Below are 21,141 nucleotides of genomic sequence, written 5' to 3' on the forward strand. Positions count from 1 at the left end.
GGCACTTGGCACAACTGGCGCGATCCGTTAGAGTGGCCGGATCATTCCCATCGCCGCCCCATCGCATGATCGACATCAGCCCGCAACTTGCCCAGGACATCGTCACCCGCACGATGCGCATCATCCCGTTCAACGTCAACGTGATGGACGCGCGCGGCGTGATCCTGGCCAGCGGCGATGCCAGCCGCGTCGGCGCACTGCACGACGGCGCCCTGCTGGCGCTGGGCCGCCAGGCGACGGTGGAGGTCGACGGCGCCGCCGCCGCGCGCATGCACGGCGCCAGGCCGGGGATCAACCTGCCGCTGGTCGTCGGCGGGCAGCTGTGCGGCGCCGTCGGCCTGTCAGGCGAACCGGACGCCGTGCGCCAGTTCGGCGAACTGGTGCGTCTGACCGCCGAGATGATCCTGGAACAGGCGAGCCTGGCGGGCGAACTGCAGCGCGACAGCCGCCACCGCGAAGCCTTCGTGCTGAACCTGATCCGCGACGAGCCGGGCGACCGCCCCGACCTGCAGGCCTGGGCCCGGCGCCTGGGCCTGGACTTCACCCGCGTGCAGGTCGTCTTTCTCGTCCAGCTGGACGAGGACGACGGCGACGCCGCGCTGTCCAGCCTGCAAAGCCTGCAGCTGGCGCTGCTGGGGCGCGAGCCCGGCCTGCTGAGCGCCGCCACGGGCACGGACGAACTCGTGCTGCTGGACGTGCTCGATGCCGAGCCGGTGTCCGCCGAGCAGCAGGCGCGGCGCCGCCACCAGGCGCTGGGCACGCTGCTGCGGGAACTGTGCGACACGCCTTCCGCCTGACGATGGGACTGGCGCTGCCCGGCATCGACGCGGCCGCCATCTCCTGCCAGAGCGCCCGCAGCGCCGCCCGCATCGGCCGCCGCCGCGACGCCCAGACGGGTGTGACCGGCGGCCAGCACACCAGCTACTACGACCTGGCGCTGCCCGTGCTGCTATCGAGCCTGGCCTCCGGCTGGCAGGCGGAGCGCCTGCGCGAGCCGCTGGCACGCCTGTCCCGGGAACGCAGCGGCGGCCAGCTGCGCCGCACGCTCGACGCCTGGTTCGCCAACGGCGAAAGCGCCACGGCGACGGCCGGCGCCCTGCACATCCACCGCAATACGCTGGATTACCGGCTGCGCCGGATCGAGGAGTTGACGGGGCTGGACCTGGGCAGGAGCGAGGACAGGCTGCTGCTGTATGTGTCGGCGTTGCTGGGCGAGTCGTCCTGAGCCGCCGATCGGGCAGGCCGCGCGCGCCAGCCCGACTCACGGCACACCGGCGTGAGGATTGCTGGCCTCGACCGGACAGGCGCGCTGGAAGTAGCGTTCGGTCTGCGTCCAGTGCCAAGGGCGGATATTCCCGTGTCCCGCGAAAAACCACGTCCCGCCACGCCGTTCGAACACGTAAGAATCCGTGTAGCGCGCGTTCGTCGTGATGTCGGCCCATTCGATCAGGAAGCTCAACCGGGTGTCGGGGTCGCTGGTCCAGCAGTACAAGGTCATCGCCACGTATCTGCCGGGGCCGCCGGTACTGACAAGGGGCGGTAAGCGCATCGCAGCGCGCGCCTCCGGCAGCACGTGCGGCATCGGGGCACCTGCATGCAGGGTCGAGGCAAAGACTTCCAACAGGTAGCGGACGATGGAGGTGCTCGCGTCCGTCACCATGCCCAATACCGGCCGTTCGCGTTCGCGTACATAGATCGATTGCTTCAGGTCGACGAAAGGGGGCGCCGGTCGATAAATGCCCTGCTCGATGACGGGGACGGTTACGGCTTCGGCTGTGGTGCAGCGAAACAGGACGGCAAGAAACAGGGCTACGGCGGGTGGTTTCATGGCATGGCCGATGCAGGATGATGACGGCGCATTCTGGCCAACCATCTTCCGGACGTCGACGATCCATGCGATCGTACGGTGTCGCGGCACCGTGGGCATCGGCGCGCGCTACCTCCACGTGCCACCGGCAATATGGAAGCCTGCGGCCGTAGCAGTGACAATCCGCGCATTTGTGGCGCGGTATTGCAGCGTACATTAGCCGTATGAAAACCTCGCTCGCCCTGCTGGCCGCCGTGGCCACCCTCCTCCCCGCCGGTGCCGGCGCCGCCCGCCTTCAGGATCCACAGGACGTCATGGTGATCGACCTGAATGCCTGCTACCGCCCCTCCTACCCGGCGGCAGCGCTCGCATCCGGCGCGGGCGGCAAGACGACGGTCGAGGTCAGGATCGGCGTCGACGGCCGCGTCGCCGAGGCACGCATCGCCGCGTCCAGCGGCAGGACGGACCTCGACGAGGCGGCGCTGGCGGGGATCCGGGCGTGCCCGTTCCCCGCGGTGCTCGCCAACGGCCAGGTGCCGACCGGCTGGCTCAAGACACAGTATGTCTGGATCCCCGGCGCGACGAAGAAAAAGGACGTTCCCGACCAGGCGCTGTACGCCAGCACGTCGGCGCGCGCCATGGCCGGGGACGCGGCGGCGCAGTACCAGCTGGGCGCCTGGCTCGAGCGCGGCACCTACGGCACCACGGATCTCGCGCAGGCGGCCGGCTGGTACCGGCAGGCGGCGGAAGGCGGCAATGCCGCCGCCCAGAACAGCCTCGGCATGCTGTACGGCCGCGGCGCCGGCGTGCCGTACGACCCGCGGCAGGCCGCCGACTGGTACGCCAGGGCGGCCGAGCAAGGGCATGGCTGGGCGCAGATGCATCTCGCCGGGATGTACGAGACGGGGACGGCCGGGGAACAGGACCACGACAAGGCGCTGTACTGGATGCGCAAATCCGCCGAAGGAGGCCTCCCCTTCGCCCAACTGGGGCTTGGCTTGCTTCTGATGCAGCATGCGGCGTCCGACGCGGAGCGCACTGCGGCCGCGGCATGGCTCGCACGCGCCGCTGACCAGCACCAGGCGTTCGCCGATTACTACCTGGGCCGCACCTTCGAACTGGGTCTCGGCAACGTCCAGGACGACGCACGGGCCGCGGCACTGTACCGCAAGGCAGCCGACACGACCGACGGCCGCGCCGACACCGCGCTCGGCATGCTGGTGGAGGCCGGACGCGCCGGGCCGGCCGACCAGGAGCAAGCGGCCGCCTTGTACCGCAAGGCCATGCAGGCGCGCTATCCGGCCGCTTTCTATCGCTACGGCCTGCTGCTGGAGCAGCGCGGCGACGACCAGCTGGCGACGGCGGTGTACTTCCAGGGTGCGCAGCTCGGAGACTGCGACGCCGCCCGGAAATACGTGCAGGCGCGCAGGACGGAGGGCGGATCGGACGAGATCTCCGTGGGCATCTTCCGCGACCGGGCCGCGCGGGCATGCACGTCGTCTCCCGCTCCGCCGCCCGTGCTGTAAAGGCTGGCGGTACGGCCCGCCGGCTGACGCTTACGGGGAGCCGAACAAGCCCCCGGCATCCAGGATCGCCCAGGCGATCTCCGGCCGCTGGTCCAGCACGCGGCGCACCGCGGCCGGCACCGACTGGCGCACCTTGCGGCACAGCCCGGGGCGGTCCTCGAGACGGATGACGATGCCGCGCAGCGTGCGCACCTCGTTCGGGCCCGGTTCGATGGTGAGTACGGTGCCCAGGTTGCGGCGGATCGCCTTCTGCACGCGCTGCAGTTCCTCGAAGGTTTCCACGCGCTCGATGCGCGCGACGAGGCGCTCCTCTTCGGCGCGGGTCAGCTGCAGCGGGCGCAGGTCGGCCGCGGGATCGTCCAGCAGCTGGTCGCGCTCGCAGACGCAGGCGCCGGGCGGACACTCGGCGCGCATGATGGGAATCGATACTCTTTGCAACATGGAATCAGTGGTCGGGGACACGCTGTCTATCATTGCGACTCGTACGGAGAAGTAGTGTATATCAAGCGGGCGCCGACACCGTTGCGCAAGCCACGCAACGACGTCAGGCGTACGGCTGCAGGCCCGCGGCGGCGGCGTCCAGCATGGTGCGCATGCGCTCCCAGTGCGTGCCCTTCCAGAACACCCGGCCGCAGCAGTCGCAGCGGCGGAATTCGTCCTGGCCCGCGCGCACCAGCGGCGGCAGCAGGTCCTTCACGTCTTCTCTGGCGACGGGCCGCAGCGGCGCGTTGCAGTCCAGGCACAAGGTGAAGGGCCGCGCGCGCTCGGCAAGGTCGAAACGCGCGAACACCTCGGCCAGCTGGTCCTGCGGTTTGCGGGCGCGCACGCAGGCGCCGTGGTCGATGCCACGGCGCTTCAGCAGTTCGCGGTCACGCGTGAGCACGACGCGCCCTTCCTCCAGCGCGACCGCCTCGATCTCGCCCGCGCGCAGCGTATTGCAGTAGATGGTGTCGAACCCCGCCATTCTCAACAGCCGCGCGAGGCCGCCGAGGTGGGCGTCGGCGACGAAGCGCAGGCGCCCCGCCGGCATCGTGTCGGCGCGGACCAGGTCGGCCACGTCGAAGGTCACGAAGCGCGGGTAGACGGCCACGCGGTCGCCCTCTTCCAGCAGCGCGTCCAGTCCCGCCGGCCGGTCGTTGACGAGGATGACCTCGACCTCCGTGTGCGGCACGCCGAGCGCCTCGATCATGTGCTTGGTGGTGGCGTTTTCCGCGCACGGCACCGTGAACGCCGCGCCGCGCCGGACCGGCGCGAGGAAGTCGTTCAGGTCGGCGTAGAAGCGGAAGGTGGCGCGGACCATGACGTTCCTTTCACTCCTCCGGCACGCCCTGCAGCACGTCCAGCGCGTTCGGCACCGAATGCCCTTCCGCCGTGTTATCGAAGATGCACCACACGTCCCCCCGCTCGGCGGCCGCGTCGACCTGGCCGGCGAAGCGGCGCAAGGCCTCGCGCGGGTAGCTGGAGTAATAGACGTGCGGCGTGCCGTGCAGGCGGATGTAGCTGGCGGCGGCGGTCGGCACGTGCTCGCCCGGCTGGCCGGCGGCGGGATCGGCGAACACGCGCGTCACGCCGTGCTCGCGCAGCACGGCCGTGGCCGCGTCGCCGAACCAGGTCGGATGGCGTCCTTCCAGCGCCAGCATGCAGGGAAAGCGCGCGCGCAGGCGCGGCAGGAAGTCGCGCACCACGTCCTCGTCGAATACGCCGCTGGGCGGCAGCTGCACGAGCACGCAGCCGAGCTTGGGTCCGAGTTCGCCCGCCTCGCGCACGAAGCGGTCCAGCAGCTCGTCGGCGTCGCGCAGGCGCGCCTCGTGGGTGATCGCCTTGGGTAGCTTGACGGAGAAGCGGAAATCGTCGGGCACGCTGTCGGCCCAGCGCGCATAAGTCTTGGGCTGGTGCGGACGGTAGAACGAGGAATTGATCTCGACGGCCGGGAACACGGCCGCATAGCGTTCCAGGTGGCTGCCGTCGGCCGGGAACGCGGCCGCCGCGTCCTTCGGAATGCTCCAGCCGGCGCAGCCGACCAGGCGCCTTCCGGGACCGGTGGATTGCAATTTGCTCATTGGATCCCATGTTGGGGGCAGATGCCCGGCACCCGATGATATGCCGGCGCGCCCTTCGATGGCGCACCCTTCCAGACAACCGAACCAGCAGGAGAACAAGCATGGCCGATCCGTTCCACATCGTCTGTCCGCATTGCGACGCCGTCAACCGCGTCGCCGCCGAGCGCCTGGCCGACAAGCCCGTCTGCGGCAAGTGCGCCCAGGAGCTCTTCGTCGGCAAGCCGCTGGACGTCAATAGCGCGCGCTTCGACCGCCACGTGAGCCGCAACGACATCCCCGTCGTGGTGGACTTCTGGGCGGCCTGGTGCGGACCGTGCCGCATGATGGCGCCCGCCTACGCCCAGGCCGCGACCCGCCTGGAACCGCATGCGCGCCTGCTGAAGGTGGATACGGAAGCGTCGCAGGACCTCGCCGCCCGGTATGCGATCCGCAGCATCCCGACCATCGCGCTGTTCCAGGGCGGACGCGAGATCGGGCGCCAGGCCGGGGCGATGGACGCGGGCAACCTGGTCGCGTGGGTACAGCGGACCGCCCGCCCCGCCTGAATGCGCCGCTGCCGGGCATGACCCTGTTATCATGGAGTCAACAACAACACAACGGGAGGAAATCGATGAACCAGGAACTCGTCTACGAAAACAGCACCGAGGACGCCAAGCAGTTCGCCCGCATCATGTACGTGGTCCATGCCATCACGTTCTTCTTCTCGCTCGGCACCCTGTCGATCCTGCCGCTGATCGCCAACTACATCAAGCGGCCGGCCACGGCGGGCACCATCGTGTACAGCCACCACACGTGGATGATCCGCTCGTTCTGGTGGTACCTCGTGTGGTGGATCGTGATCGGCCTCCTGTGGGTCAGCCTGATCGGCATCCTGGTGGTGTGGATCGTGACGCCGCTCGTGTGGCTGTGGATGGCCTACCGCATCATCCGCGGCTTCGTGGACCTGAATAACAACCGGCCGATGCCCGTGTAATGGGCGACATGGTGGGAGGGGTCGGAGTCCGGTGTTGAAGGTTGGACGCTGACCCCGGTATTTGACTCCGGTATTTGACCCCGATATGCCGCCGCGGACTACGCCAGTACCGCGAATGCCCGCTCGATGTCGGCAATCAGATCGTCCGGATCTTCCAGGCCGATATTGAAACGCACCAGCGTGCCAGCGTCTGTCCAGTCCTGGCGCATGCCCTGCATCCGGTACGGTACGGCCAGGCTGTGCGTGCCGCCCCAGCTGAAGCCGATGCCGAACAGCGCCAGGCTGTCCACGAAGCGGTCGGTTTGCCCTTCCGTATAGCGCGCGTCGAAGATCACGGAGAACAGGCCGGCGGCCCCCGTGAAGTCGCGCTTCCAGGAAGCGTGGCCCGGGCATTCCTCGAACATCGGGTGCAGCACCTTGACGATTTCCGGCCGTCCCTTGAGCCACGTGGCCACCTTGCGCGCGGCGGCGTCGTGTGCATCGAAACGCAGCTTCATCGTTTCCAGGCCGCGCAGCACCAGGTAGGCGTCGTCCGCGCCCACGCCCATGCCGAGCCGCATGTGCGATGCGGCCAGGCGGGCATTGAGCGCCTCGTCCTGCGTGATCACGGCGCCCATCAGCACGTCCGAACCGCCGGACTGGTACTTGGTCAGCGCCTGCATGACGATGTCCGCGCCGACGTCGAAGCCGCGCAGCGCCAGGCCGGCGGCCCAGGTGTTGTCGAGCGCGACCAGTACGCCCTTTTCCTTCGCCGCGGCGCAGATCGCGCGCAGGTCCGGCACTTCCATCGATACGGATCCAGGCGCCTCGGTCCAGATCAGCTTCGTGTTCGGCTGGATCAGGTCGGCGATGCCGGCGCCGACCAGCGGATCGTAGAAGCGCGCCGTGATGCCGAAGTCGCCCGTCAGCCAGCGTCCCAGCTCGCGGTTGGGGTTGTAGACGTTATCGGGCAGCAGGACGTCGTCGCCGGCCTTGAGCAGCGCCAGGTCGATCATCGCGATCGCGGCCAGGCCGGACGGGGCCAGCAGGCAGTGCCTGCCCCCTTCGATGGCGGCCAGGCGCGCTTCCAGCGTGAACGTGGTCGGCGTGCCGTGCAGGCCATAGGTGTAGCCGCTCTTGTCTTTCCAGTCGCCCGAACGCATGCTGGCCACGTCCTTGAACAGGACCGTGGACGCGTGGTGGATGGCGGTGGGATAGGCGGCGAAGCCGGCCGGCGGGGTGTAGTCGCTGCGGACGAGCTGGGTCTGGATGGATTTCTTGGTCACGTTGGAAGCTCCATTACAACGCGTCGTCCCCGCACAGGCGGGGACCCAATTTTGCGTGACCGGCAAGAAAATTGGATCCCTGCCTGCGCAGGGACGACGGGGTTCAGGCGACGGTCGCCCAGAGATCGTGCGCGTCCGCCTTGGTCACCACGACGTCGATGAACTCGCCCACGGCCGGCTTGGCCTTGCCCGGCGCGAGCGCGCGCTTGATGTGGACGACGCCGTCGATTTCCGGCGCATCCGCGGCCGTGCGGCCGATCGCTTCGCGCGGGCCCACTTCATCGACGAGCACGCGCAGGGTCTTCCCGACCTTGGCCTGCTGGCGCTTGAGCGAGATCTCTTCCTGCAGCAGCATCACGCGCGCGCGGCGTTCCTCGCGCACCGCTTCCGGCACCGGGTTGGCGATCTCGTTCGCGGTGGCGCCTTCGACCGGCGAGTAGGCGAAGCAGCCCAGGCGGTCGATCTGCGCCTCGCGCAGGAAGTCCAGCAGGTATTCGAATTCCTCTTCCGTCTCGCCCGGGAAGCCGGCGATGAAGGTCGAGCGGATCACGAGGTCCGGGTTCATCTTGCGCCAGGCCAGGATGCGGTCCAGGTTCTTCTCGCCGCTGGCCGGGCGCTTCATGCGCTTCAGGACGTCCGGGTGGGCGTGCTGCAGGGGGATGTCCAGGTAGGGCAGCACGTGCTCGCCCATCATCGGGATCACCTGGTCGACGTGCGGGTACGGATAGACGTAGTGCATGCGCACCCAGGCGCCGTACTGCTTCGCCATCACGCCCAGCGCTTCGGCCAGCTGCGTCATGTGCGTCTTGACGGGGCGGCCGTTCCAGAAGCCCGTGCGGAACTTGACGTCGACGCCGTAGGCGCTGGTGTCCTGCGAAATGACGAGCAGTTCCTTCACGCCGGCCTTGAACAGGTTCTCCGCTTCCTGCAGCACCTCGTGGATCGGGCGCGACACCAGGTCGCCGCGCATCGACGGGATGATGCAGAAGCTGCAGCGGTGGTTGCAGCCTTCCGAGATCTTCAGGTAGGCATAGTGCTTGGGCGTGAGCTTGACGCCGTGGTCCGGCACCAGGTCAATGAACGGGTCGTGCGGCTTGGGCAGGTGCGTGTGCACGGATTCCATCACCTCGGCGACGGCGTGCGGGCCCGTCACGGCCAGCACCTTCGGGTGCACCTTGGTGATGATGTCGTCGCCGGCGGCATCCTTCTTGGCGCCCAGGCAGCCGGTGACGATGACCTTGCCGTTCTCGGCCAGCGCTTCCCCGATCGCATCCAGCGACTCCTGCACGGCGGCGTCGATGAAGCCGCAGGTATTGACGATCACCAGGTCGGCGCCGGCATAGGACTTGGCGGTCTCGTAGCCTTCGGCGCGCAGCTGCGTCAGGATCTGCTCGGAGTCGACCAGCGCCTTCGGGCAGCCGAGCGAGACGAAGCCGACCTTCGGCGGGACGGCGGTGCCGGTGGCGTCCAGGGTCGTGGGGAGAGGATTGCGGCGGAGTTCTTGCATTGTCGGAGTGCGGCAAAAAATTTTGGGCAATCCGCGATTTTACAGCAAGAGGGGTATTGCAGGTGGAGCGGGGTAAAAATTGACGGCTGGGCACCACGCCCAGCCGTCGCCCCTGCGAAGGCAGGGGCCTAATTTCTCGCGCTACCTGTCGAACGCGCAGAAATTGGCCCCCTGCCTTCGCAGGGGCGACGCTGCATCTATTTCTTTTCCTGCCCCGTCGGCGGCACGAACGGAAACGCCGCGCCGAACATCGCCTTGCTCTGGTTCTGCATCTGCTCCTGCATCTGCAGGAACAGGTTCTTGCTCTGGTCGATATAGCTGTTCATCATGCCCTGCATCATCGGGCCCTGGATGTTCATGAATTGGGTCCACATCTCGGTATTGAAGGGCTTGCCCTCCAGCGCCCCCGTGGACGCGTTGACGAACTTGCTCTGGATATCGGTGAAGGCCTGGACGTTCTTTTCCAGGTAGGAGCCCATCATGCCCTGCATCGCATGGCCGTAGTAGCGGATGATCTGCGCCAGGACATTGCTGGAGAACATCGGCACGCCGTGCGCTTCCTCTTCCAGGATGATCTGCAGCAGGATGCTGCGGGTCAGGTCTTCGTTCGTCTTGGCGTCCACGACGGTGAATTCATCGGCGTCCAGCACGAGCTGCTTGACGTCGGACAGCGTGATGTAGGAGCTCGTCTGCGTATCGTAGAGCCGGCGGTTCGGATATTTCTTGATCAGGCGGTCGGTGCTTTTTTTCGTACTGCTCATCTCGTTTCCATGTACAGCGCCGTGGCGCATTTATTATCTGGCATCCACGAACGGGGTTCGTGGCGTCTCCGATTCCAAGAGGATATTCCTAAAAATACCACGTTGCGCATTGCGACGCAGCATATTCCGCATTGTATCGCGTGCAAGTCAGTTATTTTTTTCGCAATCTCGAATCGCGTGCATTCAATCCGCACGCTGCTTGACGTAGCGGCCCGGCGCCGGCTCGATCGGCCCGTAGGCCGTGCTGCCGGGCTGGACCGGCGGCGCCACGTCCGCGCCGCCGTATTCGGCCAGGAAGCGGGCCCATTCCGGCCACCAGCTGCCTTTTCGTTCTTCCGCCCCGGCCAGCCACTCCGGCGCCGTCTTCGGACGGTTCTTGCCGCCCGCTTCATTGACCCAGTAGCTGCGCTTGTTCTTCGAGGCCGGATTGATCACGCCGGCGATGTGGCCGGAGGCGCCCAGTACGAAGCGATTGGGCTTGCCCGCCGCCTTTCCCTTCTTCGGATTCAGCAGGCCCATCGAGGCGAACGCCGCTTCCCATGGCACGATATGGTCTTCGCGCGAACCATAGATGAAGGTCGGGCAATCGATCGCGCCCAGGTCGACGGGCACGCCGGCCACCGTCAGCGCCCCCGGCACCTTCAGCTTGTTTTCCAGGTAGGTATTGCGCAGATACCAGCAGTACATGGGGCCAGGCAGGTTCGTGCTGTCGGCGTTCCAGTACAGCAGGTCGAAGGCCGGCGGCGTCTTGCCCTTCAGGTAGTTCTGCTGGACGTAGTTCCACACGAGGTCGTTGGGGCGCAGCGACGAGAACGTCGTCGCGAGGTCGCGGCCCGGCATCAGCCCGCCGCGCGCCAGCTGCTGTTCGCGCAGCATGACCTGGGTGTCGTCGACGAACACGTCCAGCACGCCCGTGTCGGAGAAGTCCAGCAGCGTGGTGAACAGCGACAGGCTCGCCGCCGGGTGGCGTCCGCGCCCCGCCAGCACGGCCAGCGCCGTCGCGGCGATGGTCCCGCCCACGCAGAAGCCGAACACGTTCACCTTGTCCTGGCCGGAAATCTCCCGCACCACGTCCAGCGCGCGGATCGCGCCCTGGTCGACGTAGTCGTCCCAGGTAGTCCCGGCCAGGCCCTGGTCGGGATTGCGCCATGACATCATGAACACGGTATTGCCCTGCTCGACGAGATAGCGCACGAGCGAGTTTTCCGGCTGCAGGTCGAGGATGTAGTACTTGTTGATGCAGGGCGGGATCATCAGCAGCGGCACCGCATGCACGGTCGGCGTGCTCGGGGTGTACTGGATCAGCTGGAACAGCGCGTTCTCGAACACGACCGTGCCCGGCGTGACGCCGACGTTGCGGCCCACTTCGAACGCGGATTCGTCGGATTGCGAGATGCGGCCCTTCTGCATGTCCGCCAGCATGTTCTGCAAGCCCTTGGTCAGGCTCTCGCCGTTCGTCTCCAGCATCTTGTGCTGGGCTTCCGGATTCGTCGCCAGGAAATTAGCGGGCGAAAGCGCATCGACGATCTGCTGCACTGCAAACCGGATCTTCTGCTTGTCTTTCGGTGGCACCTCGACGGCATCGGCCAGCGCCAGCATGAACGTGGAATTCAGCAGGTAGGTGGCGGCGCTGTAGGCCGACATCGGGTTCGACGTCCATTCGGACGAGGAGAAGCGGCGGTCATGGAGTTCGGGCAGCTTGCCGACCATGAAATCCTGCCACAACTGCATCGCTTTCTTGAGGTAATCGTCGCGCAGCGCCTCCAGCTTGGCCGGCGACAGGCTGGCGCCGATATCGCCCAGCATGCCCAGCATCGGACCCGCCATTGTTCCCGGTATTGCGCCCGGCATCGCGCCTATCCCCGGCGCCTGCCCTCCCCCGTTGGCGGCCTGCGGCAGGGGCATCCACGCCTGCCAGGCGGCGGGATCGGTGAACTGCGCGAACTGCGACATCCAGGGTGCGGCGAACATCTGCGAAGCGTCGGTCGAATTCATCGGGCATCCATTGTGTAGAATCGGTTGATCAAGCAGCAGGAGAATCGCATGTGGATCGTGGTCATAGGATGGATGTACGTCGTAACCCTGATGGCGGCGACTGAGCCCACTGTTGTTGGGGGCATTATGACTTTTTTCGGCTACGGTGTGTTGCCCTTGTCGCTCGTGCTCTACCTCATGGGCGCCGGCCGGCGCGCGCGGCGCCGACAGGCGGGCAAAGACACGCAGCATAGCGAACGCCCGGAGGAATGAACGTTCGCCGACGGATCATTTGATCCAGATCAGGCTGGCCTGGCGGCCCGTGACCCCATCGCGGCGATAGGAATAAAAGGTGTCGGCTTCGCTCGCCGTGCAGCGCCCGCCGCCGTGCACGCGGGTCACGCCGTCGCGGGCCAGCATGCGCCGCGCCAGCGCATTCATGTCGGCGAGATATTTACCTTCTCGCCCCGGATAGGGACGGAAGGCGTGTGCCGCCTCGCCAGGCAGGGCCACCTCGAACGCGGCCAGGACGTCGGTCCCGACCTCGAAGGCATCCGGCCCGATCGCCGGCCCGAGCCAGGCCGTGATCTCGCCGGCACCGGCACGGCGCATGGCCGCCACGGTCGTTCCCAGCACGCCACCCGCGAGGCCGCGCCAGCCCGCGTGGGCGGCGCCGACCACCTTGCCTTCCAGGTCGGCGAACAGCACCGGCAGGCAATCGGCCGTCAGGATCGCGCACACGATGCCGGCGCCGGTGGCGATGCTCGCATCGCCCGTCTGCACCGGCGCATCGGGCCCCACCAGCGCGGCGTCGACGACGTCGCAGCCGTGCACCTGCGCGATCCAGGCCGGGCGGCCCGGCAGCAGCGCCCCCAAGCGCGCGCGGTTCGCCTCGACCGCCTGCGGATCGTCGCCCACGTGGCGGCCCAGGTTCAGGCCGCCGCTGCCGCGGCCGTCGTCCCAGGGCGCTGCGCTGGTGCCGCCGCGCCGCGTCGTGGCCAGCGCGCCGATCGTGTCCGGCGCATCCGGCCAGTCGGGCACCAGCACGCCGCCGGCGGCGAAGAGGCTGTCCATCAGACGGCTTCCGGCTCGGGGATGCCTGCCTGTTCCAGCAGTCCGGCGAAGTCGGCCGCCAGCGGGACGACCCATTCGACGTGCTCGCCCGTGACCGGATGCGTCAGGCCCAGGCGGCGCGCCTGCAGCGCCTGGCGGTGGAAGAAGGAGCGCAGGTGCTGCTTGCCGTAGACCGTATCGCCGACCAGGCTGTAGCCCAGCGACTGCATGTGCACGCGGATCTGGTGGGTGCGGCCCGTCTCCAGGCGGCACTGCACCAGGCTGACCGGACGGCGATCCAGCTCGCCCGATTCAAGCAGCTCGTAGTGCGTGATGGCCGGCTTGGCCATCGGCGCGTTCGACACGGCCATCTTGACACGGTCCTTGGGGTCGCGGCTGATCGGCGAATCGATGGTGCCGTACGGGCGCGGCGTGCCCCACACGAGCGCCAGGTATTCGCGCTTGACGGTGCGCGCCTGCAACTGGCGCACGAGGTCGGTCTGCGCTTCCAGCGTCTTGCCGACCACCATCAGGCCGCTCGTGTCCTTGTCCAGGCGGTGCACGATGCCGGCGCGCGGCACGGACACCAGCTGCGGGCAATGCGCGAGCAGGCCGTTGAGCAGCGTGCCCGACCAGTTGCCCGAGCCGGGATGGACGACGAGGCCGGCCGGCTTGTTGATCACCATGATCGCCTCGTCCTCGTAGACGATGTCCAGCGCCATCGCTTCCGGCGCGAACGCCGTGTCTTCCGGCGCCGGCTGCGGCGTCACGACGACGGTCTCGTCGCCGTAGGCCGTCCCCTTGCCCTTGGCCGGCTTGCCGTCGACGGTGATGTGGCCTTCCTCGAACCATTGCTGCAGGCGGCTGCGCGAGAACTGCGGCACCAGGCCGGCCACGACCTTGTCGAGGCGCTGGCCGCAGTGCTCGGGTTCCAGCGCGAGGGTGATCGGGGAATAGTCGGGCGCGCCCGAGCCGGTGTCCAGCTCGGTGTCCAGATCATCGTCCAGGTCGGTATCAAAAGGCATTTCCGCCGAATTCGGCGCAGCAGGTAATATCACGTCGGTTCCATCGGCTATAATCAGCCGTTCGTTGATGCTCAGGGCGTGCCGGAATCGGTCGACGCCCTCTCGGTAAAATTCTCTTGCAAAACGCTTATGCAAAAAAAATTGTCTGTATTGGTAGTGACTGGCGCCCTGCTAGGTTTGTCCGCTTGCGGTTTGTTACCGGAGAGAACCGACGAAAACAAGAACGTGTCAGCATCGAAATTATACGCTGACGCGCAAGAAGAAATGGCCGGCGGCCACTACGAAGCCGCCATCAAGCTGTTCGAACGCCTCGAATCGAACTACCCGTTCGGCACCTACGCCGCCCAGGCGCAGATGGAAATCGCCTACGCCCACTACAAGGCCCAGGATCCGGCCGAGGCGCTGGCGGCCGTGGAGCGCTTCATCAAGCTGCACCCGAACCACCCGAACGTGGACTATATGTACTACCTGCGCGGCCTGATCAACTTCAACGACCAGATCGGCTTCCTGAGCATCATCTATTCGCAGGATCCGTCCGAGCGCGACCCGAAGGCGACCCGCGAAGCGTTTGCCGCCTTCAAGGAACTGGTCGACAAGTTCCCGAACAGCAAATACGCGCCGGACTCGCGCGACCGCATGAACTACCTGGTCGACGCGATGGCGAAGTACGAAGTCCACGTCGCGAACTACTACTACCGCCGCGGCGCCTACCTGGCTGCGCTGAACCGCGCCCAAGGCGCCGTCACCCAGTTCAGCCAGTCGCCTGCGCGCGAGGAAGCGCTATTCATCATGATCCGCTGCTACGACAAGCTGGGCATGCCGGAACTGCGCGACGACACCCAGCGCGTGTTCACCCAGAACTACCCGGACAGCCGCTTCATGGGCGGCAAGGGCACGGGCGACGCGCCGTGGTGGAAATTCTGGGCCAAGTGGGGCTCGCAGCCGGGTCCGAAGGACGCCGTGAAGTAAACATACAATGCCCGCAGATGCGGGCATTTTTTATTTCACCATGACTCCAGCCCGGTACTGCGCTGGACTACGCCAAGGCTTGATACAGCAGGTTTATCAATGACTTAGGCGAGTTCATCATATGCCGGTGCTTTCCGAAACTTGACCTGACTTTCCCTCTACTGGCCCCTAGAAGGCTCCTGGGAACCGGGTCTTTCCAAGGAGTCATCATGGCAAAAATCAAACTCACCAAGTCCGCTGTCGATGCGGCACACCCCCAGGCGCAGGCCGTCGAACTCCGGGATACGTTGGTTCCCGGCTTCTTGTGCAAGATTACCCCGTCGGGCCGCAAGGTGTTCATGCTCCAGTACCGGACGAACGCTGGCGAGCGCCGCAAGCCCGCCTTGGGTCAGTACGGGGAACTGACCGTCGAACAGGCCCGTTCGCTCGCGCAAGAATGGCTGGCCCAGGTACGCCGGGGTGGTGATCCCGGCGCAGCCAAGACGGAAGCACGCAAAGCGCCCACCGTCGAAGAGTTGTGCAAGAAGTTCATGGAGGACCACTCCAAGAAGCGCAACAAGCCCAGCACCCGAGTCGGCTATCAAGGTGTCATCGACCGCTGCATCATCCCGTTGTTGGGCCGCAAGAAGGTCCACGACGTGAAGCGGCCTGACATTGCCGGACTGATGGAAAAGCTTTCCTACAAGCAGACCGAGGCGAACAAGGCGTTCAGCATCCTGCGCAAGATGTTCAATTTGGCTGAGGTGTGGGGCTATCGGCCTGACGGCACCAATCCCTGCCGCCATGTCCCAATGTTCCCTGCCGGCAAGTCCACCCACCTTATCAGCGACGAGGACATGGGAAAACTTTTCCGGCAGCTCGACAAGATCGAGGCCGAGGGGCTGGAGAACTACGTCATCCCGTTGGCGATCCGCCTGCAATTCGAGTTTGCCGGCCGCCGTGGCGAAATCGTCTCGCTCGAATGGGAATGGATCGATCTGGAAAACCGCCGCGTCGTCTGGCCTGACAGCAAGACCGGCGGTATGTCCAAGCCCATCAGCGAGGAAGCCTACCGGCTGCTTTCGACGGCGCCGAGGCAGGAAGGCAATCCTTACGTCCTGCCGTCGCCGCGCCATCCAGGGCAACACCTGACCACGGGCGAGTATTACGGCGGCTGGAGCCGTGCGCTCAAAGCGGCGGGGGCAACGCATGTGGGGACGCACGGCATCCGCCACCGCTCGGCGACCGACATTGCCAATTCGGGTATCCCGGTCAAGGTCGGCATGGCCCTGACGGCGCACAAGACCGTGGTGATGTTCATGCGCTACGTCCACACCGAGGACAAGCCCGTGCGGGAAGCCGCCGAACTGGTGGCGAATCGACGCAAGTCGGTCGTCAGCATGCATCAAGAACCGAAAGAGGTGACCGCATGATCAGAGGCCAGCAATCCACCTTGCCGCCCCAATTGTCGTATCACCGCTACGACAATTGGCTCAGTGGCCATCACCGCCTGCGTATCGTACTAAGCACTGGAAAAGTGTGCCCGTTTCGGGTATAGTTTGAAGGTCAAGATGACGCGCATCCTCAAACGAAAGGATTTTGCGCGGTGGCAGGCGGGCGAAAAGCTGTCCGATGCCGCCTTGTGCAAAGCGGTTCAGGAGATGGAAAGCGGTCTGATTGACGCGGACTTGGGCGGCTTCCTTTACAAGAAACGGGTTGCCCGCCCTGGTGGTGGCAAGAGTGGCGGCTACCGCACGTTATTGTCGGCCCGGATCGGCAGCCGCTATGTGTTCCTGCATGGGTTCCCCAAGAGCGACAAGGCGAACATTACGCAGGACGAGAAGAAGGCACTGCAATTCGCCGGCAAGGTGTTCCTGGAACTGTCCGCCGAAGCATTGTCGAAGGCGTTGCAGTCAGGCGTGTTATTGGAGGTGCATTGTGAGCAAGATCATTGAATCCCTGCGTGGCGATCTGGCCGCGCTCCACGAAGCGGGAGCGATCGGCAAGGTAACGATGCGCGAGTTCGACGCAATCTGCCCGCCGCCGGTGCGGGAGTTCAGTGCTTTCGATATCAAGCGGCTGCGTGAAGCCTTGAAGTTTAGCCAGCCGGTGTTCGCTCTTCATCTACACACGTCGGCCTCGACCGTGCGCAAGTGGGAACAAGGCGAAACCCATCCCACGGGGCCAGCGCTCAAACTGCTCAACGTCATCGCCGACAAGGGCCTGCAGGCCATCATCTGATGCCTGACGAGGGAGACAGGCATTGGCGACGCGAATTACCCCTTTCAACTCACAGCATCTTGAAGCCGCCTGCCGCGTGCTCGCCGATACCGAACGCGGTCTGAGCGGTACACAGATCGAGCGGCTGCTGCAGGAAATCGAGGTTGCCGACACGTCGCCCGGCATGACAAAGTGGAAGCGGTTGTTCAATGCGCTGGCCGGTGCGCAGAACCACCACCAGATCGGCAACCATCTCATCATGTTCATCAACCGCGCGATGAACCCGGTGAACTACGCCCGCGATCCCGCGACGTTCGCTTGGCGGCGCGACGAACTCAATGTCGTCCTTGCCTTCTCCGGTTTCTACGTGCGCGATGACGGCAAGGTTGCTCACGCCGATAAGGCCACGACGCTTGATGCCGCCCGCGCCCGCGCGGGACGACTCAAGGCCGCACTGGAAAGCCGCGTCGTCCATGCGGAAGTGCTGAACTACTGCCGCGCCGAGTTGCTGGAGGAAAACTACTTCCATGCCGTGTTCGAGGCAACGAAAGGTGTTGCGGAGCGGATTCGCCTGCTGTCGGGCCTGAACGGCGACGGCGCGGACTTGGTGAACAAGGCATTCGCAGGCCAGCAACCCGTTCTCGCCTTGGGACCGCTCACCACCGAGTCCGAAAAGAGCGAGCAGAAAGGCTTTGCCAACCTGCTGATCGGCTTATTTGGCGCCGTGCGCAATCCGCTGGCCCATGCGCCCAAGACGAATTGGCCCATGTCCGAACAGGACGCACTGGACATCCTGACGCTGGTATCGCTGATTCACCGCAAGCTGGATGGCACCACGAAATTAGCGGCCGTATCGCCGTAAGTGAGAGACAGGAATGGACGAGGCGATCGTTGTCTTCTCTCGAAAAGGGATTTTCCAGACCACGATTGCCGCGCGCGACGTTCGCAGCCGGGAACATGCGCGCAAGCTGTGGCCCTTGGTGTCTCCAGGCGCAGAGCGCCAGATGGTGACATGGGTCAGCCCCTCCTTTGAAAGCGGGAAGCTGCGTCGGCGATCCCATTTCCGCGTACTTCCTGCCCAGCACACCTTTAACCCCAAAGCGCACTTCGACGATGAAGAAGCCAGCCGATGGCGCGCCGTGCAGGAAAGTCCTGAACACCGGCGGGCGAAAGAACTTGTCGCGGCCGAACTCTCACGACGTTTGAATGCCGGGCTTGCGATGCCGTGGGCGTTCAAGGATATGGATGCGTCGGACTATCCGCTGGAAGGCAACTTGTTGCTCGGCGCCGACCAGGTGGCAACCGAGCATCCCCTGGAGACGCCATTCGGCAGCAAATTCCGGCTCGACGTTGCCGTGCTCGGCCCCCCGGTCCAGGCTGAACCGATGGTGCTGGGCGGCGTTGAAATCGAACTCGGCCACGCCTTCGACGGGCGCAAGGCTCTTATCGGGAAGTCGCTCGGATTCCCGCTCATCTCCATCGACATCACCGAGATGACGCTGGACGAACTCACGCCCGAGTGGGCACGGCAGGTATTGACTGCGACCACGCGGAGCCACGAGCAAGGACGCCGGCAGACCTACATCTATCTCCACGACCTGCTGTACCCCCTCTACGCGCAATTGCCGGCGTTTCTGGACGACGAGCAGCGCCATCAGTTCCTTGTGTTTGCCGACGATGAGACCCTGAACAAGTTGGTGCGCTGGATGAACCTGCTCGCCGAAAAGCTGGAGTACCCGAAGGGTACGGTCGCCGTTGCCTTGGTCAATGGCAAGAACGAACAGTCGCGCAAGATGCTGGAACGCGCGGGACAAGTCGTTGGCCCCGACTGGAGCGAGTTCAACGGCCAGCGATGCCTACGACTGACCCTGCCGCGTCCCAAAGGCCCGGCGGATCTCCAGGCCCATCGCTTCCACATGACGATGGCGCGCATCCTGCTGTCGCACACTGATTCGCTCGTTGGCTACAAGTATTGCAACGGCGTAGACAACCACCACCCTGAAGAAGACGTGTGGGTTGCGCATCGCTGGATCGCCGACTTGAAAACCCATACCCAGCATCGCGTCTTGCCGAAGCGGCTGGCTGAACCGATCAACAGATTGATCGCGGTGGTTTCGGACCTGCATCGCAATCACGCGGCTGCCAGCCAAGAGGCGTGACCATCCCCCGTCGGAAGTCAGCCGATAGGCAAGCATTCCTGCGGAGTTACGCGCCTATTTGCAAAGAGCATTGAATCTCAGTCCGTAGTCGGTTTTGAGGCTCTTTTCCGCGGGGCCGAAGAAGGCAAAGACGGCAAGCACTCAAACAAGCGTTCTGCATAGACGAACCCCATCCGTCTGACCGCGCCCTGATCGAAATACAGCAGCCAAGCGGCAAGTAATGCCAGCGAAATGAGCAGTGTCAAGCCTGCGGCAAGCCCCGGATCGGCAAGGTGCTCTAGGTTAAAATGAGGAGGTACTACCTGCAGAATCTTTGCAATCAGCAATCCGTAGACGATGCCCAGGAGGCACGACACGATGCCGGCAGGCTTCATTGCCAGCATATTGCGGTGAAATCCGTAGGCGATGTTCTCTTTCAGCAAGAGCTGCTTGTTGGAACGCGTGAGTTCGCGAAGCCGCTTTGTGGCGCCAACGTAGATGTCGTCTGCCTTGTCAGGGCTTGCTGATTCTTCTTCTGCCGTTGGCATGGCGATGCCCAGCTTGGCCGTGATCGCCGTGTGGTAGCGCTGCTTGCTGACACCATCGAGAAACTTGTCGCGATGGCGTAACGCGATGGTTGTCGGCATACCGCCCCACCTTGCAACCAGGATCTCTTCAAGCTTCTTCCCGCGCCCGCGAGCTACGCTCGCAAGCGCATAAATGGCACCGCAGCCACCAAGCAAGCCGATCACGCCTGTAAGTACCGGGTGCTTTGCGCCGTAGACGCACAACAAAGGAACGAGCAGCGGTAACGCTACAAGAAGTCCTGGGATTACGCGCGCCTTGCGCTCATAGGGGTCTTTGACCAGTTCAAAAATAGTTGTCATGGGCGTTCAGCTTTGGGCCGACAAGGCATCAATATAGGGTTGAATTTCATCGCGGTTCTTTAAAGTGATCTGCTGCGCGAGAGGGTCGGGTGCTTCCTTAGTATGCAAGCCCAAACGCCTCAGCGTGTAATACAAAAACGCTTGGCGGCATGGAAGTTTGACCTGTCCGTCTTCCATTCCATAGTCCAACTCCAGGACTCGTTTCTTGGCAGCGGGCAAATCGGGGTGCGGTGCAAGCACCAGCGTCAAGAGAGTTTGCCAGTGCGAATCTTGGCTGGCGTCCACTTGGCTCGCTTCGAAGCCGTCGATGCGCAGGATTCGGGCGAGGACGAAATCACTGAAGCGCTGGCGTTTGTGGCAAAACGCGCGCATGTGCCAGCGAAAACCGTCATTACCAAGGGCGTGGGGAGACAGCAGACGAACCGATTCGTCCATGGACGTCATGGACTGGTAGCTCACCCAAATGGCTTCCTGCTGCCGAATTGCCCGGACCACTGCTTCGACGGTCTGTTCATTGATCGTGCGCCAGGGGGACGGCGCCCAATCTGCCTCAAGTGCTGAGCCGATAAAGCTGGCCGCAGGCTCGATGACTCCCATCTTGGTGGCCAGCAGCTCCGCTAGATAGTGTTGCGCCGAACTTCGTTGGTAAAGCGGGTGAAAACTCGGCGCTGCCGTGTAGGTCTTGGAACTGCGGTCGTAAGTTAGGTTGCTCGGCGCCAACTCCGTGTACTTGGCAATGTCCAGTGACGCCTGGGGAACCGATATGCCGAAGTGCTCAGTGAGATCCATTCGATTAATGTGCCGTTCCCAGCGCAAACGGAAATCGATGAATTGAAGTCTGCTTTCCAACCCCCAACTTAGCCCTTTGGGCTCAGCAGGATTGGCGGCAGTGACAGAGGGCTCTTGCATCAGTTGCGCCTAAAAAGTAGACGGATATAAAAAATAGTCGTACATTAACTATACGCGATCATCCTTCGGTCGTCTACCCGGAGCCCCA

24 protein-coding genes are annotated in these 21,141 nt (G+C 64.8%); 12 read left to right on the forward strand and 12 right to left on the reverse strand.

The features are described from left to right. Positions 1 to 65 precede the first annotated feature (65 nt). Together ACI1V7_RS09265 and ACI1V7_RS09270 are read left to right on the forward strand one after the other, a co-directional pair. Complete coding sequence (locus ACI1V7_RS09265; RefSeq protein ID WP_404531459.1) at positions 66 to 797, forward strand: CdaR family transcriptional regulator; 732 nt, start codon at positions 66 to 68, stop codon at positions 795 to 797. Then, the gene (locus ACI1V7_RS09270; protein ID WP_404531460.1) at positions 776 to 1,225 is read left to right on the forward strand and encodes a PucR family transcriptional regulator; all 450 of its coding nucleotides are present in this window, start codon (positions 776 to 778) and stop codon (positions 1,223 to 1,225) included. The genes ACI1V7_RS09265 and ACI1V7_RS09270 overlap by 22 nt, the downstream gene beginning before the upstream one ends. A 36-nt stretch (positions 1,226 to 1,261) precedes the next feature. Here the strand turns inward: ACI1V7_RS09270 and ACI1V7_RS09275 are convergent, their stop codons facing one another. Then, complete coding sequence (locus tag ACI1V7_RS09275) at positions 1,262 to 1,828, reverse strand: hypothetical protein (RefSeq protein WP_404531461.1); 567 nt, start codon at positions 1,826 to 1,828, stop codon at positions 1,262 to 1,264. Positions 1,829 to 2,031: 203 nt separating this feature from the next. Between ACI1V7_RS09275 and ACI1V7_RS09280 the strand changes: the two genes are divergently transcribed. Then, positions 2,032 to 3,333, forward strand: a complete 1,302-nt coding sequence (locus ACI1V7_RS09280; protein WP_404531462.1) for a TonB family protein — start codon at positions 2,032 to 2,034, stop codon at positions 3,331 to 3,333. Between the two features lie 30 nt (positions 3,334 to 3,363). Here the strand turns inward: ACI1V7_RS09280 and ACI1V7_RS09285 are convergent, their stop codons facing one another. The 3 genes from ACI1V7_RS09285 to ACI1V7_RS09295 all read right to left on the reverse strand — a co-directional run bounded on the left by ACI1V7_RS09285 (position 3,364) and on the right by ACI1V7_RS09295 (position 5,393). After that, positions 3,364 to 3,774: a hypothetical protein gene (locus tag ACI1V7_RS09285; protein WP_404531571.1), complete on the reverse strand. Its 411-nt coding sequence runs from the start codon at positions 3,772 to 3,774 to the stop codon at positions 3,364 to 3,366. A gap of 103 nt (positions 3,775 to 3,877) precedes the next feature. Next, entirely contained in the window at positions 3,878 to 4,633 is a 756-nt protein-coding gene (locus tag ACI1V7_RS09290; RefSeq protein WP_404531463.1) for a Mut7-C RNAse domain-containing protein, read from the reverse strand. Positions 4,634 to 4,643: 10 nt separating this feature from the next. Continuing rightward, on the reverse strand, positions 4,644 to 5,393 hold the full coding sequence (locus ACI1V7_RS09295) for a DUF72 domain-containing protein (protein ID WP_404531464.1): 750 nt from the start codon (positions 5,391 to 5,393) through the stop codon (positions 4,644 to 4,646). Positions 5,394 to 5,494: 101 nt separating this feature from the next. Here ACI1V7_RS09295 and trxC point away from each other — a divergent pair, with 101 nt between their 5' ends. Both trxC and ACI1V7_RS09305 read left to right on the forward strand, forming a co-directional pair. Further along, entirely contained in the window at positions 5,495 to 5,938 is a 444-nt protein-coding gene (gene trxC / locus ACI1V7_RS09300; RefSeq protein WP_404531465.1) for a thioredoxin TrxC, read from the forward strand. Between the two features lie 65 nt (positions 5,939 to 6,003). Further along, positions 6,004 to 6,366, forward strand: a complete 363-nt coding sequence (locus ACI1V7_RS09305; RefSeq protein ID WP_404531466.1) for a DUF4870 family protein — start codon at positions 6,004 to 6,006, stop codon at positions 6,364 to 6,366. 98 nt (positions 6,367 to 6,464) lie between these two features. Here ACI1V7_RS09305 and ACI1V7_RS09310 read toward each other — a convergent pair whose 3' ends face one another. The 4 genes from ACI1V7_RS09310 to phaC all read right to left on the reverse strand — a co-directional run bounded on the left by ACI1V7_RS09310 (position 6,465) and on the right by phaC (position 11,894). After that, positions 6,465 to 7,631, reverse strand: coding sequence for a cystathionine beta-lyase (locus tag ACI1V7_RS09310; protein WP_404531467.1), 1,167 nt, complete (start codon positions 7,629 to 7,631; stop codon positions 6,465 to 6,467). Between the two features lie 103 nt (positions 7,632 to 7,734). Further along, positions 7,735 to 9,138: a 30S ribosomal protein S12 methylthiotransferase RimO gene (rimO, locus tag ACI1V7_RS09315; RefSeq protein WP_404531468.1), complete on the reverse strand. Its 1,404-nt coding sequence runs from the start codon at positions 9,136 to 9,138 to the stop codon at positions 7,735 to 7,737. A 197-nt stretch (positions 9,139 to 9,335) separates the two neighbouring features. Further along, positions 9,336 to 9,899: a polyhydroxyalkanoate synthesis repressor PhaR gene (gene phaR, locus ACI1V7_RS09320; protein ID WP_404531469.1), complete on the reverse strand. Its 564-nt coding sequence runs from the start codon at positions 9,897 to 9,899 to the stop codon at positions 9,336 to 9,338. A 183-nt stretch (positions 9,900 to 10,082) separates the two neighbouring features. Then, a complete protein-coding gene (gene phaC / locus ACI1V7_RS09325) occupies positions 10,083 to 11,894 on the reverse strand; it encodes a class I poly(R)-hydroxyalkanoic acid synthase (protein WP_404531470.1) in 1,812 nt (603 codons plus the stop codon). 48 nt (positions 11,895 to 11,942) lie between these two features. Between phaC and ACI1V7_RS09330 the strand changes: the two genes are divergently transcribed. Continuing rightward, positions 11,943 to 12,146, forward strand: coding sequence for a hypothetical protein (locus ACI1V7_RS09330; protein ID WP_404531471.1), 204 nt, complete (start codon positions 11,943 to 11,945; stop codon positions 12,144 to 12,146). 15 nt (positions 12,147 to 12,161) lie between these two features. On the opposite strand, the gene pgeF is transcribed toward ACI1V7_RS09330, so the two are convergent. After that, positions 12,162 to 12,947 (reverse strand): peptidoglycan editing factor PgeF, encoded by a 786-nt coding sequence (gene pgeF, locus ACI1V7_RS09335; RefSeq protein ID WP_404531472.1) that lies wholly within the window; start codon positions 12,945 to 12,947, stop codon positions 12,162 to 12,164. Further along, positions 12,947 to 13,951 carry an RluA family pseudouridine synthase gene (locus ACI1V7_RS09340; protein ID WP_404531473.1) on the reverse strand — a complete coding sequence of 335 codons (1,005 nt, stop codon included), beginning with the start codon at positions 13,949 to 13,951 and terminating at the stop codon, positions 12,947 to 12,949. The genes pgeF and ACI1V7_RS09340 overlap by 1 nt, the downstream gene beginning before the upstream one ends. Before the next feature lie 129 nt (positions 13,952 to 14,080). Between ACI1V7_RS09340 and ACI1V7_RS09345 the strand changes: the two genes are divergently transcribed. The 6 genes from ACI1V7_RS09345 to ACI1V7_RS09370 all read left to right on the forward strand — a co-directional run bounded on the left by ACI1V7_RS09345 (position 14,081) and on the right by ACI1V7_RS09370 (position 19,278). Beyond that, positions 14,081 to 14,920 carry an outer membrane protein assembly factor BamD gene (locus tag ACI1V7_RS09345; protein ID WP_404531474.1) on the forward strand — a complete coding sequence of 280 codons (840 nt, stop codon included), beginning with the start codon at positions 14,081 to 14,083 and terminating at the stop codon, positions 14,918 to 14,920. 209 nt (positions 14,921 to 15,129) lie between these two features. Then, on the forward strand, positions 15,130 to 16,332 hold the full coding sequence (locus tag ACI1V7_RS09350) for a tyrosine-type recombinase/integrase (RefSeq protein ID WP_023110663.1): 1,203 nt from the start codon (positions 15,130 to 15,132) through the stop codon (positions 16,330 to 16,332). 138 nt (positions 16,333 to 16,470) lie between these two features. Beyond that, positions 16,471 to 16,854 carry a type II toxin-antitoxin system RelE/ParE family toxin gene (locus tag ACI1V7_RS09355; protein ID WP_014703508.1) on the forward strand — a complete coding sequence of 128 codons (384 nt, stop codon included), beginning with the start codon at positions 16,471 to 16,473 and terminating at the stop codon, positions 16,852 to 16,854. Then, positions 16,838 to 17,140: a helix-turn-helix domain-containing protein gene (locus ACI1V7_RS09360; protein ID WP_014703509.1), complete on the forward strand. Its 303-nt coding sequence runs from the start codon at positions 16,838 to 16,840 to the stop codon at positions 17,138 to 17,140. Before ACI1V7_RS09355 ends, ACI1V7_RS09360 begins: the two co-directional genes overlap by 17 nt. 22 nt (positions 17,141 to 17,162) lie before the next feature. After that, positions 17,163 to 17,981: a TIGR02391 family protein gene (locus tag ACI1V7_RS09365; RefSeq protein WP_014703510.1), complete on the forward strand. Its 819-nt coding sequence runs from the start codon at positions 17,163 to 17,165 to the stop codon at positions 17,979 to 17,981. Positions 17,982 to 17,994: 13 nt separating this feature from the next. After that, the gene (locus ACI1V7_RS09370) at positions 17,995 to 19,278 is read left to right on the forward strand and encodes a hypothetical protein (RefSeq protein WP_014703511.1); all 1,284 of its coding nucleotides are present in this window, start codon (positions 17,995 to 17,997) and stop codon (positions 19,276 to 19,278) included. 77 nt (positions 19,279 to 19,355) lie between these two features. Here ACI1V7_RS09370 and ACI1V7_RS09375 read toward each other — a convergent pair whose 3' ends face one another. Together ACI1V7_RS09375 and ACI1V7_RS09380 are read right to left on the reverse strand one after the other, a co-directional pair. Further along, a complete protein-coding gene (locus ACI1V7_RS09375) occupies positions 19,356 to 20,144 on the reverse strand; it encodes a hypothetical protein (protein ID WP_014703512.1) in 789 nt (262 codons plus the stop codon). Between the two features lie 6 nt (positions 20,145 to 20,150). Then, a complete protein-coding gene (locus ACI1V7_RS09380; RefSeq protein ID WP_014703513.1) occupies positions 20,151 to 21,053 on the reverse strand; it encodes a WYL domain-containing transcriptional regulator in 903 nt (300 codons plus the stop codon). Between the last annotated feature and the right edge of the window lie 88 nt (positions 21,054 to 21,141).

It is taken from the genome of Massilia paldalensis, from assembly GCF_044901715.1.
Lineage (GTDB): Bacteria > Pseudomonadota > Gammaproteobacteria > Burkholderiales > Burkholderiaceae_D > Telluria > Telluria paldalensis.

Bases quoted from the DNA above. Each gene is read 5' to 3' on its own strand.
- ACI1V7_RS09330 (WP_404531471.1), top strand. From the start codon at position 11,943: ATGTGGATCGTGGTCATAGGATGGATGTACGTCGTAACCCTGATGGCG.
- pgeF (WP_404531472.1), bottom strand. From the start codon at position 12,947: ATGGACAGCCTCTTCGCCGCCGGCGGCGTGCTGGTGCCCGACTGGCCG.
- ACI1V7_RS09305 (WP_404531466.1), top strand. From the start codon at position 6,004: ATGAACCAGGAACTCGTCTACGAAAACAGCACCGAGGACGCCAAGCAG.
- trxC (WP_404531465.1), top strand. From the start codon at position 5,495: ATGGCCGATCCGTTCCACATCGTCTGTCCGCATTGCGACGCCGTCAAC.
- ACI1V7_RS09290 (WP_404531463.1), bottom strand. From the start codon at position 4,633: ATGGTCCGCGCCACCTTCCGCTTCTACGCCGACCTGAACGACTTCCTC.
- rimO (WP_404531468.1), bottom strand. From the start codon at position 9,138: ATGCAAGAACTCCGCCGCAATCCTCTCCCCACGACCCTGGACGCCACC.
- ACI1V7_RS09265 (WP_404531459.1), top strand. From the start codon at position 66: ATGATCGACATCAGCCCGCAACTTGCCCAGGACATCGTCACCCGCACG.
- ACI1V7_RS09370 (WP_014703511.1), top strand. From the start codon at position 17,995: ATGGACGAGGCGATCGTTGTCTTCTCTCGAAAAGGGATTTTCCAGACC.
- ACI1V7_RS09355 (WP_014703508.1), top strand. From the start codon at position 16,471: ATGACGCGCATCCTCAAACGAAAGGATTTTGCGCGGTGGCAGGCGGGC.
- ACI1V7_RS09295 (WP_404531464.1), bottom strand. From the start codon at position 5,393: ATGAGCAAATTGCAATCCACCGGTCCCGGAAGGCGCCTGGTCGGCTGC.
- ACI1V7_RS09345 (WP_404531474.1), top strand. From the start codon at position 14,081: ATGCAAAAAAAATTGTCTGTATTGGTAGTGACTGGCGCCCTGCTAGGT.
- phaR (WP_404531469.1), bottom strand. From the start codon at position 9,899: ATGAGCAGTACGAAAAAAAGCACCGACCGCCTGATCAAGAAATATCCG.
- ACI1V7_RS09275 (WP_404531461.1), bottom strand. From the start codon at position 1,828: ATGAAACCACCCGCCGTAGCCCTGTTTCTTGCCGTCCTGTTTCGCTGC.
- ACI1V7_RS09280 (WP_404531462.1), top strand. From the start codon at position 2,032: ATGAAAACCTCGCTCGCCCTGCTGGCCGCCGTGGCCACCCTCCTCCCC.
- ACI1V7_RS09340 (WP_404531473.1), bottom strand. From the start codon at position 13,951: ATGCCTTTTGATACCGACCTGGACGATGATCTGGACACCGAGCTGGAC.
- ACI1V7_RS09285 (WP_404531571.1), bottom strand. From the start codon at position 3,774: ATGTTGCAAAGAGTATCGATTCCCATCATGCGCGCCGAGTGTCCGCCC.
- ACI1V7_RS09375 (WP_014703512.1), bottom strand. From the start codon at position 20,144: ATGACAACTATTTTTGAACTGGTCAAAGACCCCTATGAGCGCAAGGCG.
- ACI1V7_RS09350 (WP_023110663.1), top strand. From the start codon at position 15,130: ATGGCAAAAATCAAACTCACCAAGTCCGCTGTCGATGCGGCACACCCC.
- ACI1V7_RS09380 (WP_014703513.1), bottom strand. From the start codon at position 21,053: ATGCAAGAGCCCTCTGTCACTGCCGCCAATCCTGCTGAGCCCAAAGGG.
- phaC (WP_404531470.1), bottom strand. From the start codon at position 11,894: ATGAATTCGACCGACGCTTCGCAGATGTTCGCCGCACCCTGGATGTCG.